We start from the raw sequence: 15,077 nt of genomic DNA on the forward strand, positions 1-15,077 counted from the left end.
TTGAGTCGGTGCGGTCAAAATTAAAAAAGTTTTGACTAGCACAGCATATCGCTTTAAACCTTTCACAAATGCGACATGGATTTGCGACAGTTCGTCGTCAAATTTGTGAGCCTCTGTGTCGGTGTGTACAATGACCTCCCTTTTGCCCCCGCAAAGCTGGCGTACGTTCGGCGTGGATGGTAACTGGCTGAATTGAAAAGAAATTTGCCTCGATAAGAGGCAGCCTGGTGAGAAAGTGTCTATGAAAGCAGGTCTGTACCAACCAGATGAATTCAAGGATAACTGCGGTTTCGGCCTGATAGCCCATATGCAGGGCGAGCCCAGTCATACCCTTTTGCAAACGGCCATCGAGGCCCTGACCTGCATGACCCACCGCGGTGGGATCAACGCCGACGGCAAGACCGGTGACGGTTGCGGTCTGCTGATTCAAAAGCCGGATCTATTCCTGCGTGCGATCGCCCAGGAAACCTTCGGCGTCGAACTGCCCAAGCAATATGCGGTGGGCATGGTCTTCTTCAACCAGGACCCGGTGAAAGCCGAAGCCGCTCGCGAGAACATGAACCGCGAGATCCTCGCCGAAGGCCTGACCCTGGTCGGCTGGCGCAAAGTGCCAATCGACACCAGCGTCCTCGGCCGCCTGGCCCTCGAGCGCCTGCCGCAGATCGAACAAGTTTTCATCGCCGGTGAAGGCCTGAGCGATCAGGACATGGCGATCAAGCTGTTCAGCGCCCGTCGTCGTTCGTCCGTGGCCAACGCCGCCGACGTCGATCACTACATCTGCAGCTTTTCCCACAAGACCATCATTTATAAAGGCCTGATGATGCCGGCGGACCTGACCGCCTTCTATCCAGACCTCAGCGACCAGCGCCTGCAAACCGCAATCTGCGTGTTCCACCAGCGCTTCTCCACCAATACCTTGCCGAAATGGCCGCTGGCTCAGCCGTTCCGCTTCCTTGCCCACAACGGCGAGATCAACACCATCACCGGCAACCGCAACTGGGCTCAGGCCCGTCGCACCAAGTTCACCAACGATCTGATGGATCTGGAAGAACTCGGCCCGCTGGTGAACCGAGTCGGGTCCGACTCCTCCAGCATGGACAACATGCTCGAGTTGATGGTCACCGGTGGCATCGACCTGTTCCGTGGCGTGCGGATGATCATTCCGCCTGCGTGGCAGAACGTCGAAACCATGGACCCGGATCTGCGTGCATTCTACGAATACAACTCGATGCACATGGAACCGTGGGACGGCCCGGCCGGCGTGGTAATGACCGATGGTCGTTACGCGGTGTGCCTGCTCGACCGTAACGGTTTGCGTCCGGCGCGTTGGGTCACCACCAAGAACGGCTTCATTACCCTGGCCTCGGAAATCGGTGTCTGGAACTACCAGCCTGAAGACGTGATTGCCAAGGGCCGTGTCGGTCCGGGCCAGATCTTTGCCGTGGACACTGAAACCGGTCAAATCCTCGACACCGATGCCATCGACAACCGTTTGAAGTCCCGTCACCCGTACAAGCAATGGCTGCGCAAGAATGCCCTGCGCATCCAGGCGACCATGGAAGACAACGACCATGGTTCGGCGTTCTACGACGTCGATCAGCTCAAGCAGTACATGAAGATGTATCAGGTCACGTTCGAGGAGCGCGACCAGGTGCTGCGTCCGCTTGGCGAGCAAGGCTACGAAGCCGTTGGCTCGATGGGCGACGATACGCCGATGGCCGTGCTGTCCCAGCGCGTGCGTACGCCGTACGACTATTTCCGTCAGCAGTTCGCGCAGGTCACCAACCCGCCGATCGACCCGCTGCGTGAAGCCATCGTCATGTCGCTGGAAATCTGCCTCGGTGCCGAGCGCAACATTTTCCAGGAGTCGCCGGAACACGCCTCGCGCGTGATTCTCAGCTCGCCGGTCATTTCCCCGGCCAAGTGGCGCTCGCTGATGAACCTCGATCGTCCGGGCTTCGAACGCCAGGTCATCGACCTCAACTACGACGAGAGCGTCGGCCTCGAAGCCGCGGTGCGCAATGTCGCCGATCAGGCTGAAGAAGCCGTTCGCGCCGGTCGCACCCAGATCGTGCTGAGTGACCGTCACATCGCTCCGGGCAAGTTGCCGATCCACGCTTCGCTGGCGACCGGTGCGGTGCATCACCGCCTGACCGAAAAGGGCCTGCGTTGCGACTCCAACATTCTGGTGGAAACCGCGACCGCTCGCGATCCGCATCATTTCGCGGTGCTGATCGGTTTCGGTGCCTCGGCGGTCTATCCGTTCCTGGCCTACGAAGTGCTGGGCGACCTGATCCGCACCGGCGAAGTGCTGGGCGACCTCTATGAGGTGTTCAAGAACTACCGTAAAGGCATCACCAAAGGTCTGCTGAAGATCCTGTCGAAGATGGGCATCTCCACCATCGCGTCCTATCGCGGTGCGCAACTGTTCGAGGCGATCGGCCTGTCCGAAGAAGTCTGCGACCTGAGCTTCCGTGGTGTGCCCAGCCGCATCAAGGGCGCGCGTTTCGTGGACATCGAAGCCGAGCAGAAAGCTTTGGCGGCCGAAGCCTGGAGCCCGCGCAAGCCGATCCAGCAAGGCGGTCTGCTGAAGTTCGTCCATGGTGGCGAATATCACGCCTACAACCCGGACGTGGTCAGCACCCTGCAAGCCGCTGTGCAGCAGGGCGATTACAGCAAGTTCAAGGAATACACGGCGCTGGTGGACAACCGTCCGGTGTCGATGATCCGTGATCTGCTCAAGCTCAAAACCCTGGACACGCCACTGGACATCAGCGAGATCGAACCGCTGGAATCGGTGCTCAAGCGCTTCGACTCCGCGGGCATCTCTTTGGGCGCATTGTCGCCGGAAGCCCACGAAGCCCTGGCCGAAGCCATGAACCGCCTCGGTGCGCGTTCCAACTCCGGCGAAGGCGGCGAAGACCCGGCGCGCTACGGCACCATCAAGAGCTCGAAAATCAAGCAGGTCGCCACGGGTCGTTTCGGTGTCACCCCGGAATACCTGGTCAACGCTGAAGTGCTGCAGATCAAAGTCGCCCAAGGCGCCAAGCCCGGCGAAGGTGGTCAGCTGCCGGGCGGCAAGGTCAACGGTCTGATCGCCAAGCTGCGTTACGCAGTGCCGGGCGTGACTCTGATTTCGCCACCGCCGCACCATGACATCTATTCGATCGAAGACTTGTCGCAGCTGATTTTCGACCTGAAACAAGTCAACCCGAAAGCGCTGGTCTCGGTGAAGCTGGTTGCAGAAGCCGGCGTCGGCACCATCGCTGCCGGTGTGGCCAAGGCCTACGCGGACTTGATCACCATCTCCGGCTACGACGGCGGAACCGGTGCATCGCCACTGACCTCGATCAAATACGCGGGCGCACCGTGGGAACTCGGCCTGGCCGAAACCCACCAGACCCTGCGCGGCAACGACCTGCGCGGCAAGGTCCGGGTGCAGACCGACGGCGGCCTGAAAACCGGCCTCGATGTGGTCAAGGCTGCCATTCTCGGTGCTGAAAGCTTCGGTTTCGGTACTGCGCCAATGATCGCCCTGGGCTGCAAATACCTGCGTATTTGCCACTTGAACAACTGCGCCACCGGCGTCGCGACTCAAAACGAGAAGCTGCGCAAGGATCACTACATCGGTACCGTCGACATGGTGGTGAACTTCTTCACCTACGTCGCCGAAGAAACCCGTGAGTGGCTGGCCAAGCTGGGTGTGCGCTCCCTCGAAGAGCTGATCGGCCGTACCGATCTGCTGGAAATCCTTGACGGCCAGACCACCAAGCAACACCACCTGGACCTGACCCCGTTGCTGGGTAGCGATCACATCCCGGCAGACAAGCCTCAGTTCTGCCAGGTCGACCGCAACCCGCCGTTCGATAAAGGTTTGCTGGCGGAGAAAATGGTCGACCTGGCCACTTCGGCCATCAACGACATGAGTGGCGCCGATTTCGCCCTGGATATCTGCAACTGCGACCGTTCTATCGGCGCGCGAATCTCCGGTGAAATTGCTCGCAAGCATGGCAACCAGGGCATGGCCAACGCGCCGATCACCTTCCGTTTCAAAGGCACGGCGGGTCAGAGCTTCGGTGTGTGGAACGCCGGCGGTCTGAACATGTACCTGGAAGGCGACGCCAACGATTATGTCGGCAAAGGCATGACCGGCGGCAAACTGGTCATCGTTCCGCCCAAAGGCAGCCTCTACAAGACTCAGGACAGCGCCATTATCGGCAACACCTGCCTGTATGGCGCCACCGGGGGCAAGCTGTTCGCTGCCGGTACCGCGGGCGAGCGTTTCGCGGTGCGTAACTCCGGTGCTCACACCGTCGTGGAGGGCACTGGCGATCACTGCTGCGAGTACATGACCGGTGGTTTCGTCTGCGTGTTGGGCAAGACCGGTTACAACTTCGGCTCCGGCATGACCGGCGGTTTCGCCTACGTGCTCGACCAGGACAACACCTTCGTTGACCGGGTCAACCACGAACTGGTGGAAATCCAGCGGATCAGCGGTGAGGCGATGGAAGCTTATCGCAGCCACTTGCAACGCGTGCTGAACGAATACGTCGAGGAAACCGACAGCGAGTGGGGTCGTAACCTTGCTGAAAACCTCGATGACTATTTGCGTCGTTTCTGGCTCGTCAAACCTAAGGCGGCGAGCCTCAAAACGTTGCTCTCCAGTACTCGTGCCAGTCCGCAGTAACGACGCAGCTGCAAGTCGCAAGCTTCAAGCGGCAAGCTCAATGCAGTGCGCGGCGTACCGGATTAATGTGATTTTCTTGCAGCTTGAAGCTTGTAGCTTGAAGCTGTCGTGTAAGAGGTTTTGAAGATGGGCGAACGTCTCAACAACGACTTCCAATTCATCGATGTCGGGCGCAAGGATCCGAAGAAGAAACTGTTGCGTCAACGCAAGAAAGAGTTCGTGGAAATCTACGAGCCGTTCAAACCCCAGCAGTCGGCTGATCAAGCCCACCGCTGCCTGGGTTGCGGTAACCCGTATTGCGAATGGAAGTGCCCGGTGCACAATTTCATTCCCAACTGGCTGAAACTGGTGGCCGAGGGCAACATCCTGCAGGCCGCCGAGCTGTCGCACCAGACCAACACCCTGCCGGAAGTCTGCGGCCGGGTATGTCCTCAGGATCGTTTGTGCGAGGGTGCCTGCACCCTCAACGACGGTTTTGGTGCGGTGACCATCGGCTCGGTCGAGAAGTACATCACCGACACCGCGTTCGCCATGGGCTGGCGCCCGGACATGTCCAAGGTCAAACCGACCGGCAAGCGTGTCGCGGTAATCGGCGCGGGCCCAGCCGGCCTGGGTTGTGCCGACGTGCTGGTACGTGGCGGTGTGACTCCTGTGGTGTTCGACAAGAACCCGGAAATCGGCGGTCTGCTGACCTTCGGCATCCCCGAGTTCAAGCTGGAAAAGACCGTGTTGAGCAATCGCCGCGAAGTCTTCACCGGCATGGGCATCGAGTTCCGCCTGAACACCGAAATCGGCAAGGACGTGACCATCGAGCAACTGCTCGAAGAATACGATGCCGTGTTCATGGGCATGGGCACCTACACCTACATGAAGGGCGGTTTTGCCGGTGAGGACCTGCCAGGCGTGTATGACGCGCTGGACTTCCTGATCGCCAACGTCAACCGCAACCTGGGCTTTGAAAAGTCGCCGGAAGATTTCGTCGACATGAAAGGCAAGAAGGTTGTGGTACTGGGCGGTGGCGACACGGCGATGGACTGCAACCGTACTTCGATTCGCCAGGGCGCCAAATCGGTGACGTGTGCCTATCGTCGCGACGAGGCGAACATGCCGGGCTCGCGCAAAGAGGTGAAGAACGCCAAGGAAGAAGGCGTGAAATTCCTCTACAACCGCCAGCCGATCGCGATCGTCGGAGAAGACCGCGTCGAAGGCGTGAAAGTGGTCGAGACCCGTCTCGGCGAACCGGACGCCCGTGGCCGTCGCAGCCCCGAGCCGATCCCGGGTTCCGAAGAGATCATCCCGGCCGATGCCGTGGTCATCGCCTTCGGTTTCCGTCCAAGCCCGGCGTCGTGGTTCGAGCAGTTCGACATCCAGACCGACAGCCAGGGCCGCGTCGTGGCACCGGAACAAGGCCAGTACAAACACCAGACCAGCAACCCGAAAATCTTCGCCGGTGGCGACATGGTGCGCGGTTCCGACCTGGTGGTAACGGCGATCTTCGAAGGCCGCAATGCGGCTGAAGGGATCCTGGATTACCTGGGGGTCTGAAGACCCCAGCTTCAAGCTACAAGTTGCAAGCTACAAGCCACGGCGCTTGCGGCTTGTAGCTTGAAACTTGCAGCTGCTCCCCCTGCGACCAATTGACCCGATAGACAAAAGGAGCGGCTCTTGCCGTGCCTTTTGCCTCGCGCTCTGAGAAAATGCCCGCACTTTTTTTCCGGATGCCGACATGACTGCCCTGAAGAACGACCGTTTCCTTCGCGCCCTGCTCAAGCAACCCGTAGACGTCACGCCTGTATGGATGATGCGTCAGGCCGGTCGCTACCTGCCTGAATACCGCGCCAGCCGTGCCAAGGCCGGTGATTTCATGAGCCTGTGCATGAACCCGGCGTTCGCTTGCGAAGTCACGATGCAGCCGCTCGATCGCTACCCGCAACTGGACGCGGCAATCCTGTTCTCCGACATCCTGACCATCCCCGATGCCATGGGCCAAGGCTTGTACTTTGAAACCGGTGAAGGCCCGCGCTTCAAGAAAGTCGTCAGCACGATGGCTGACATCGAAGCCCTGCCGATTCCAGATCCGCACAAAGACTTGGGCTACGTCATGGATGCGGTCAGCACCATCCGGCGCGAATTGAACGGCCGCGTGCCGCTGATCGGCTTCTCCGGCAGCCCATGGACGTTGGCGACCTACATGGTCGAAGGCGGTTCGTCGAAAGACTTCCGCAAGACCAAGGCCATGCTCTACGACAATCCGCAAGCCATGCATTTGCTGCTGGATAAACTCGCGCAGTCAGTCACCAGCTACCTCAACGGCCAGATCATGGCCGGCGCGCAAGCGGTGCAGATCTTCGATACCTGGGGCGGCAACCTCTCGGCGGCGGCTTACCAGGAATTCTCCCTGGCCTACATGCGTAAAATCGTCAGCGGCCTGATCCGCGAACACGAAGGCCGCAAAGTACCGGTCATCCTGTTCACCAAAAACGGCGGCCTGTGGCTGGAAAGCATTGCCGACGCCGGCGCGGATGCGCTGGGCCTGGACTGGACTTGCGACATCGGCGAAGCCCGCCAGCGCGTCGGCAACAAGGTCGCCCTGCAAGGCAACATGGACCCGACAGTGTTGTACGCCAAGCCCGAAGCGATTCGCGCCGAAGTCGGCCGGATCCTCGCCAGCTACGGCAAGGGCAGTGGTCACGTGTTCAATCTGGGCCACGGCATCACCCCGGAGGTCGACCCGGAGCATGCCGGTGCCTTCCTGCGCGCGGTACATGAACTGTCGGCGCAATATCACGAGTGATCGTGGCTCGATAAAAACCGCCCGGCTTATGCCGGGCGTTTTTATTCAACGATCTTTTGCTTTCAAGCTTTCACATTTTCCAACGGCGGCAACTTCGCCAGCTTCAACGCCACCCACAACGCAATCACCAACAACCCGCCAATAAACAACCCGATCCCGTTCCAGCCACCCAAATGCCAGGCCACGCCGCCCGCCGTGCCCGCGATACTCGACCCGGCGTAATAGCTGAACAGGTACAAAGATGACGCCTGTCCTCTGGCCTTGATCGCTCGGCGACCAATCCAGCTACTGGCCACCGAATGCGCGCCGAAGAAGCCGAAGGTAAAAATCAGCATGCCGATGATCACCACCGGTAACGGCGTGAGCAGGGTCAGGGCGAGGCCGGCGATCATCACCACGATGGTTGCCCAGAGCACTTTGCGCCGGCCGAGCTGGTCGGCCAGGGCGCCGATTTTCGCCGAGCTGTAGATGCCCGACAGGTACACCACCGAGAGCAGCCCGACGAAGGCCTGGTCCATATGGTACGGCTCGGCCAGCAGGCGATAACCGATGTAGTTGAACAGTGTGACGAATGCACCCATCAGCACGAACGCCTCAAGGAATAGCAGTGGTAGACCGGCATCGCGAAAGTGCATGGTGAAGCCGTCGAGCAGGCTGCGCGGGTGCAACGAGCGGGCGCGGAAGTTGCGCGACTCGGGAAGAATCTTCCAGAACACCGCAGCGGCAATCAGCGCCAGGCCACCGATGACCAGCATCGCCGTGTGCCAGCTGACGAAGTCGATCAACACGCCTACGATCAACCGGCCACACATGCCGCCGATGGCATTGCCGGCGATGTACAAACCCATGGCCAGACCAAGGTGCTGTGGATGGATCTCTTCACTCAGGTAAGTCATCGCCACCGCCGCCAGACCGCTCAACGACAGTCCGACCAGCGCCCGCATGACCAGCACGCCTTGCCAGCTCGGGATCATTGCGCTGGCCATGGTGCACAGAGCGGCGGCGAACAGCGCGGCGACCATCACCGATTTACGCCCGATGCGATCAGAGAGGGGGCCGGTGATCAGCAAACCGATGGCAAGCATGCCGGTGGCGACCGACAGGATCAGGCTGCTCTGGGCTGCGTTGATGGAAAACTCGCGGGACAGCAGCGGCATCATCGGCTGCACGCAATACAGCAGGGCAAAGGTCGCGAAACCGCCCGAGAACAGCGCCAGCACCGTGCGCATAAACAGCGGCGTACCTTTTTCGATATAGATCTCGCTCAACTTGGCGACGAGATCGTCCGGGGCCGCGGGCGGAATTTCATGGGCGAGTGGGGCGACAGCAGTTTTCACTTTCGGACCTCGGAAGGGCGCAGCCGATCAGGCAATGAAAAAATCATATAGCCGGCTAATGATTCAATCCAATATATTGTTCGACCTGTTTGATAGCTTTAACGACCTAATGGAATTCACATGGAATTGCGCCACCTGCGCTACTTCATTGCCGTCGCCGAAGAACTGCATTTCGGTCGCGCCGCCCAGGTGCTGGGCATCTCGCAACCACCGCTGAGCCAGCAGATTCAGGCACTGGAACAGGAAGTCGGCGCGCGACTTTTCGAACGTACCAATCGTCGGGTCGAACTTAGCGAGGCGGGTCGTCTGTTTCTGGAAGAGGCGCGGCTGGTGCTGGCTCAGGTCGACAAAGCGGCCGATGTGGCACGGCGGGCACAACTGGGTGAGTTGGGTGAACTGAAGATCGGCTTCACCTCATCAGCGCCGTTCAACACGACCATTCCCCAGGCAATCTTTTCGTTTCGCCAGCGCTTCCCGGCGGTGCATCTCAACCTGCGGGAAATGAGCAGCACCCAGGTCGCCGATGCGTTGGTGGATGAGTCAATCGAAGTCGGCATCATGCGGCCGCTTGGGCTGCCGGACTCACTCAGCGTGGTGGAACTGATGCGCGAGCCTCTGGTGGCGGTGCTCAGCTCGAAGCATCCGTTGGTCACCGATAGCGAACAGGGCCTGTTTCTCTCAGCCTTGGCCCTCGAGCCGTTCGTATTTTTCCCACGCAGTTATGGCAGTGGTCTGTATGCACAATTGCTCAGCCTGGCCCGTGATGCCGGCTTCAGCCCGCACTTCGCCCAAGAGGCGGGCGAGGCGATGACGATTATCGGGTTGGTGGCGGCAGGATTGGGGGTGTCGGTATTGCCGGCGTCGTATCAGCGGATGCGTATTGATGGCGTGGTCTATCGCCCGCTGCTGGATCCGGAAGCGGTGTCGGCGGTGTGGCTGGTGCAGCGCAAGGACCAGAAATCGCCGATGGCCAAGGCGTTTGTGGAGTTGCTGACGCGTAAGGTTGAGCCGTTAATGCCATGACTGCAAGCGCCCGAAAGAGGGACATTTCAGGTTACGGATCTGCCTTGGTTATTTACCTGATTCTTGCGCAGAATCTCATCTGCACGGAGCCAGTCCGATCTGCTGGGCAAAATGCGATATGGTTGCGACGGTAAGTCTCTCCAGACTGGACCGGATCAAAAGTCGGGATCGTCAGGGAAAGCGTGTTTATCTCATTTCACAACTTGCAACAGATGAATTTTTTGCAATCAAAGCCGCAGTACGTAGCGCTCTGGGTCTGTGATGGCACTAAAGGTGGCGCGACCGGCGAATTGCCAGCCGTTGTCGTCCGTTCAATTTAAAGCAATACTGTTGACGTTCCCGAAAGGGGCTTGTGAGACTCTGAGGATCCTGGGCAACCAGCCATCGTAGAGCCAGACAGGTAAAGGGCAATGACAAGCCGACCTGTTTGTGAAAGGGCGCCGAAAGGCGCCCTTTGTCATTGTGGCGAGCGAGCTTGCTCCCGCTTGAGTGCGTAGCGCTCACAAAAATCGGCAGTGATCGTCAGAATTTTGGGGGCCGCTGCGCAGCCCAGCGCGAGCAAGCTCGCTCGCCACAGTTCCTCGGTCTCAGCTGGCTGGTATTGGGGCGATCCTCTCACCAGTGCCTTACTGAACCTTCGCCAAATCCCCTTTCAACGCAACGCCCGCCATGAGCGCCCCGGCGTGGCACTCATAGGTCGTGGCATCCTTGCGCTCATTTTTCTTGTAGTAACTGACGATGTTGGTCACGGCGTTGGCGCCGGCGTTTTTCGCGGCCTGGTGCAGGCTGATGATTGCCGATTGCGCGACCCACTGGCAGGCCACTTCGTCAGACTTGTTGAAGGCGTTGGTTTTCTTGTTGGTGACAGCGCCGGCGCTGAGGACGGTGACGTTGCCGGTCGGTGTATTGCCTGCCAGGTAGAATTTCACGCTGCCATCGATTTTGCCGGCGCGGGTGGCTTCGGCGACTGCTTTGTCAAAAGGCAGATACACCGCGGTGTCGCGGGCCTGGCTGATGCTCGGCAACGCGCAGATCAGCAGGGCGGTAGCGGCAGCGAGTTTCTTGAAGTGCATGAAGGTCTCCTTGACCTTGGTATTTCGTTTACGACCAGCGGCGGAAAATCAACGAGGTGTTGACCCCACCAAAAGCGAAATTGTTGTTCATCACGTACTGGTTGCTCATCTGCCGGAATTCACCGCGCAGGTAGTCGAGTTTGCCGCACTGTGGATCGACCTCATCGAGGTTGAAGGTGTGCACATACACATCGCGGTTCATCATTTCGATGCTGAACCAGGACTCCAGCGCGCCGCAGGCTCCCAGGGTGTGGCCGAGGAAACTCTTCTGTGAACTGATTGGCATGTGTTCGCCGAACAACGCGCTGGTGGCCAGTGTTTCGGCAATGTCGCCTTGTTCTGTAGCGGTGCCGTGACCGTTCACGTAGCCGATGTCGGAAGGCTGCAGTCCGGCGTCTTCCAGTGCCAGTTCCATGGCTCGGCGCATGGTGAGCTGTTCCGGGCGGGTAGCGTGCTGACCGTCGGCGTTGCTGCCAAAACCGACGATCTCGGCGTGGATGCGGGCACCGCGCGCCAAGGCATGTTCGAGCTCTTCGAGTACCAGCATGCCGCCGCCCTCACCGATCACCAGGCCATCGCGGCCCGTGTCGTAGGGGCGAGGGCTGGTTTGCGGGGCGTCGTTTTTCAGGCTGGTGGCGTAGAGCGCATCGAACACCATGGCTTCGGTGGGGCACAATTCTTCGGCGCCGCCGGCGAGCATCAGCGGCAGGCGGCCGAACTTGATCGATTCGTAGGCATAACCGATGCCCTGGCTGCCGCTGGTGCAGGCGCTGGAGGTCGGGATCAGCCTGCCGGCGAGGCCGAAGAAGATGCTGACATTGGCCGCTGTGGTGTGCGGCATCATCCGCACGTAGGAGTTGGCGTTCAAACCTTCGGCCACCGAGTTGAGCAGCATGTTGCCGAACGCCTTGATCTCGTCGGTGCTGCCGGTGGACGAGCCGCAGGAAACGCCCATGCGCCCGTCCTTGATCGATTCATCACCCAGCAGCCCGGCGTCTGCCAACGCTTGCTCAGCAGCACCAACAGCGAGCCGTGAGACGCGGCCCATGCTGCGCAGTTGTTTGCGGGTCCAGTGACTCGGCACTTTGAAGTCATCGATGGGCCCGGCCAGGCGCGTGCTGAGTTCGGTAAAACGGTCCCACTCGTCCATGCGGCGGATGCCGCTGCGGTTGGCGGCGAAGTTGGCGGCGATGGTGTCCCAGTCGCTGCCCAGTGAGGTGATGCCGGCCATGCCGGTGACGACGACGCGCTTCATCAGCACAGGCCTCCATTGACGGCCAGAACCTGCCGGGTGATGTACGATGCTTCCGCCGACATCAGGAAATTAACCGCACCAGCCACCTCTTCAGGGGTGCCCATGCGTTGTGCGGGGATCATTTTCATCAGTTCTTCCACCGGCACGTTTTCGTCGAGCATCGCCGTGTCGATCAGGCCGGGTGCGACACAGTTGACGGTGATTTTGCGCTTGCCCAGTTCGATCGCCAACGCCTTGGCAGCGCCGATCAAACCGGCCTTGGACGCGCTGTAATTGACTTGCCCGCGATTGCCGATCAATCCGGAAACCGAAGTGATGCAGACAATCCGCCCGGCGGCGCGACGACGGATCATCGGCATCATTACCGGGTGCAGCACATTGTAGAAACCGTCGAGATTGGTGCGCATCACCAGATCCCAATCCTCCTCGCTCAGGGCCGGGAAAGCCCCGTCGCGGGTCAGGCCGGCGTTGAGCACCACGCCGTAATAGGCGCCGTGGGTTTCGACATCGGCTTCGAGAACAGCTTTGCAACGGGCACGGTCGGACACATCGAATTGCAGGATACGAGCGTTGCGGCCCAGGGCCTCGACTTCGGCCTTGACGGCTTCGGCGTCTGCCAGACCGCTGCGGCAGTGCAGCACGATGTCATGCCCGGCCCGGGCCAGACGCAACGCGATAGCGCGACCAATACCACGGCTGGAGCCGGTGACCAGTACGGATTCAGTCATCACTCGACTCCTTGGGGTTCATGAAGATAGTGCGCGGCCTGGGGCGGACGAAACACGTTCAGCCGGGCGGTGGCATGGATGCCGGGGGCGGTGAGGTGGCATTCGAACACACCCATGCCGTTGTCGTCTTCCAGCGAGCGTATCCCATGGATGGTCAACTCGGTGCCGGCGGGGAAATGTTCCACGTTGCATTCGAATTTTCGGGTGCCGAGCAGGAAACCCAGTTCAACCGCATTGCCTTTCTGGCGCGCATGGCAGCCGGCGTACGCGGCGACGCTCTGGGCCATCAGCTCGATGCCGACCCAGGCCGGCAGACTGCCGTCCGGACGATTGAACAGGCCGTCGGGTTTGACGGTGAGTCGGGTATGAATTTGCTCGTCATCGAACGACAGGATCTGCTCGATGAGGATCATGTCGCCAGCATGCGGCAGCAGTTCGGCGAGCGGCCAGGCAATCATGGGGCGTCTCCGATAATCAGGCTGACGTTATTGCCACCGAAGGCAAAGGAATTGCTCATCAGGTAGCGAGGTGCAATGGACGTCAGGTGGTCAGTCGGGGTCACCCAATGCAGGGCCGGCAAGTCGGGGTCGGGCTGACCGTCCCAGACATGGGGCGGCAGGGCATGCTCGCGGTTGTCCGCGCTCAGGCTCAGCCAGCAGAACGCCGCTTCCAGGGCACCGGCGGCACCGAGGGTATGGCCGGTCATCGGTTTGGTCGATGAGCAGGGCACGCCTTGCGGGAAGAGTGTCGTCACGGCCAGGCTTTCCATGGCGTCGTTGTGTTGGGTGGCGGTGCCGTGCAGGTTCAGGTAACCGATCTGCTGCGGTTGCAGGCCTGCGCGGCTCAAGGCTTTGCGCATCGCTTGCAGGGCGCCACGACCGGTGGGTTCGGGCGCGGAAATATGGTGTGCATCGGAGCTGGCGCCACTGCCCAGCAGGGCAATCGGTTGGCGGTTGCCGGCATTTTTGCTCATCAGAAACAGTACCGCCGCTTCGCCGATATTGATGCCGTTTCGGTTGGCTGAAAACGGATTGCAGCGCTGCTCGGACACCGCTTCCAGGGCCGAAAAGCCATTGAGCGTCAGTTTGCACAAACTGTCGACGCCGCCGCACAACACGGCGTCGCACAGGCCCAGGTCGAGCAGTCGTTGGGCGCTCATCAGCGCCCGGGCGCTGGAGGTGCAGGCAGTGGAAATCACATAGGCCGGGCCGCTCAATTGCAGCCAGTCGGCGAGGAACGTTGCCGGTGCGCCGAGTTCCTGTTGCTGATAGTCGTAGTCGGCGGGGAACTGCTGCTCGCGGATGTAATGGGCCAGACCGCTGGTGGCCTCATGGATGCCCGAGGTGCTGGTGCCCAGGATGACGCCGATACGGTCGCGGCCGTAGGTCTGGATCGCTTGCTCGATGTCTTCGCCAATTTGCAGCGCAGCCTCAAGGAGCAATTGATTGTTGCGACTGCTTTGGTGCGCCAGCTCAGGTGGAATCGGCGCCAGCTCGCCGCGCACCGCCGCGACCGGCAGCGAGCGTTCCACCACCCAGCCGGCCTCGCTGCGCATGCCCGAGCAATCGCCGGCAAACAGGTTGCGCGCGACTTCCTGCTTGTCGCGGCCCAGGGCGCAGATTACCCCGAGGGCATTCAGATAGGCCGTCATGGCGTACGCTCGCCTAACGGAGTGATGCGATAGTGCGGGCCTTGGGACACGTTCAATACAAAGCTCAGTGGTTGCGAATAGAGGATGTTCCAGCGTGGTGACAAAGACCGTTGCCCAGCGTCCTGCCGGGCAGCGGGATAGCTGCGATGCAGCTCGCCTGCGGGGGTCAACGCAAACAATAAGGCAGCGAACAGTTCCCGGGCTTCCGGATTGGGCGGCAGAAGGCCGTCGGCCTGCCACCGGCCATCAATCAGTTTCTGCCGTGCCACGGGAATTCCCAAAGGGTCCATCATCGACCAGCGAATGCCTGGGCCTTCACGCTGGATGACCAGCAGCCAGTCCTGACGCTGTTCGGCCATCTGCCGTTCGATGTGCAATTGCAGTGGCAACGCCAGGTTTGGGATTCGCTCGGGCAGCGGTGCCTGGCTGGCGCAAGCGCTCAGCAACAGGACACAGCTGAGCAACAGAAAGCGGATCAGCGCCGCAGACCCTGTGGGAGCGAGCCTGCTCGCGAATGCGACGGCACATC

11 protein-coding genes are annotated in these 15,077 nt (G+C 60.4%); 4 read left to right on the top strand and 7 right to left on the bottom strand.

The features are described 5' to 3' along the window. Positions 1-241 precede the first annotated feature (241 nt). From gltB to hemE, 3 genes are all read left to right on the top strand, one after another. Positions 242-4,687 carry a glutamate synthase large subunit gene (gene gltB, locus FHW68_RS15295; RefSeq protein WP_183681096.1) on the top strand — a complete coding sequence of 1,482 codons (4,446 nt, stop codon included), beginning with the start codon at positions 242-244 and terminating at the stop codon, positions 4,685-4,687. 126 nt (positions 4,688-4,813) lie between these two features. Further along, the gene (locus tag FHW68_RS15300) at positions 4,814-6,232 is read left to right on the top strand and encodes an FAD-dependent oxidoreductase (protein WP_095633480.1); all 1,419 of its coding nucleotides are present in this window, start codon (positions 4,814-4,816) and stop codon (positions 6,230-6,232) included. Between the two features lie 181 nt (positions 6,233-6,413). Further along, positions 6,414-7,481 (top strand): uroporphyrinogen decarboxylase, encoded by a 1,068-nt coding sequence (gene hemE / locus FHW68_RS15305; RefSeq protein ID WP_095633481.1) that lies wholly within the window; start codon positions 6,414-6,416, stop codon positions 7,479-7,481. 62 nt (positions 7,482-7,543) lie between these two features. Here hemE and FHW68_RS15310 read toward each other — a convergent pair whose 3' ends face one another. Beyond that, complete coding sequence (locus FHW68_RS15310; protein WP_409258757.1) at positions 7,544-8,785, bottom strand: MFS transporter; 1,242 nt, start codon at positions 8,783-8,785, stop codon at positions 7,544-7,546. Positions 8,786-8,938: 153 nt separating this feature from the next. On the opposite strand from FHW68_RS15310, the gene FHW68_RS15315 reads away from it, so the two are divergent. Next, positions 8,939-9,841, top strand: a complete 903-nt coding sequence (locus FHW68_RS15315) for a LysR family transcriptional regulator (protein WP_183681100.1) — start codon at positions 8,939-8,941, stop codon at positions 9,839-9,841. Positions 9,842-10,467: 626 nt separating this feature from the next. Here FHW68_RS15315 and FHW68_RS15320 read toward each other — a convergent pair. Genes FHW68_RS15320 through FHW68_RS15345 form a run of 6 tightly spaced genes read right to left on the bottom strand, consistent with a single transcriptional unit; the run spans position 10,468 to position 15,027 of the window. Continuing rightward, positions 10,468-10,914 (bottom strand): excinuclease, encoded by a 447-nt coding sequence (locus tag FHW68_RS15320; RefSeq protein WP_183681103.1) that lies wholly within the window; start codon positions 10,912-10,914, stop codon positions 10,468-10,470. Between the two features lie 28 nt (positions 10,915-10,942). Continuing rightward, positions 10,943-12,169 (bottom strand): beta-ketoacyl-ACP synthase, encoded by a 1,227-nt coding sequence (locus FHW68_RS15325; RefSeq protein WP_095633493.1) that lies wholly within the window; start codon positions 12,167-12,169, stop codon positions 10,943-10,945. Beyond that, positions 12,169-12,897: a 3-oxoacyl-ACP reductase FabG gene (gene fabG, locus FHW68_RS15330; protein WP_183681105.1), complete on the bottom strand. Its 729-nt coding sequence runs from the start codon at positions 12,895-12,897 to the stop codon at positions 12,169-12,171. The genes FHW68_RS15325 and fabG overlap by 1 nt, the downstream gene beginning before the upstream one ends. Continuing rightward, positions 12,897-13,355, bottom strand: coding sequence for a hotdog family protein (locus FHW68_RS15335; RefSeq protein WP_095633495.1), 459 nt, complete (start codon positions 13,353-13,355; stop codon positions 12,897-12,899). Before FHW68_RS15335 ends, fabG begins: the two co-directional genes overlap by 1 nt. Next, the gene (locus FHW68_RS15340) at positions 13,352-14,548 is read right to left on the bottom strand and encodes a beta-ketoacyl-[acyl-carrier-protein] synthase family protein (protein ID WP_183681107.1); all 1,197 of its coding nucleotides are present in this window, start codon (positions 14,546-14,548) and stop codon (positions 13,352-13,354) included. The genes FHW68_RS15335 and FHW68_RS15340 overlap by 4 nt, the downstream gene beginning before the upstream one ends. Beyond that, positions 14,545-15,027, bottom strand: coding sequence for a hypothetical protein (locus tag FHW68_RS15345; protein WP_095633523.1), 483 nt, complete (start codon positions 15,025-15,027; stop codon positions 14,545-14,547). The genes FHW68_RS15340 and FHW68_RS15345 overlap by 4 nt, the downstream gene beginning before the upstream one ends. Positions 15,028-15,077: the final 50 nt, after the last annotated feature.

It is taken from the genome of Pseudomonas sp. Tn43, from assembly GCF_014192635.1.
Lineage (GTDB): Bacteria > Pseudomonadota > Gammaproteobacteria > Pseudomonadales > Pseudomonadaceae > Aquipseudomonas.

Excerpts from the sequence above, each read along its gene's own strand:
- gltB (WP_183681096.1), top strand. The coding sequence starts at position 242 with ATGAAAGCAGGTCTGTACCAACCAGATGAATTCAAGGATAACTGCGGT.
- FHW68_RS15315 (WP_183681100.1), top strand. The coding sequence starts at position 8,939 with ATGGAATTGCGCCACCTGCGCTACTTCATTGCCGTCGCCGAAGAACTG.
- FHW68_RS15335 (WP_095633495.1), bottom strand. The coding sequence starts at position 13,355 with ATGATTGCCTGGCCGCTCGCCGAACTGCTGCCGCATGCTGGCGACATG.
- FHW68_RS15325 (WP_095633493.1), bottom strand. The coding sequence starts at position 12,169 with ATGAAGCGCGTCGTCGTCACCGGCATGGCCGGCATCACCTCACTGGGC.
- FHW68_RS15300 (WP_095633480.1), top strand. The coding sequence starts at position 4,814 with ATGGGCGAACGTCTCAACAACGACTTCCAATTCATCGATGTCGGGCGC.
- FHW68_RS15320 (WP_183681103.1), bottom strand. The coding sequence starts at position 10,914 with ATGCACTTCAAGAAACTCGCTGCCGCTACCGCCCTGCTGATCTGCGCG.
- FHW68_RS15340 (WP_183681107.1), bottom strand. The coding sequence starts at position 14,548 with ATGACGGCCTATCTGAATGCCCTCGGGGTAATCTGCGCCCTGGGCCGC.
- hemE (WP_095633481.1), top strand. The coding sequence starts at position 6,414 with ATGACTGCCCTGAAGAACGACCGTTTCCTTCGCGCCCTGCTCAAGCAA.
- fabG (WP_183681105.1), bottom strand. The coding sequence starts at position 12,897 with ATGACTGAATCCGTACTGGTCACCGGCTCCAGCCGTGGTATTGGTCGC.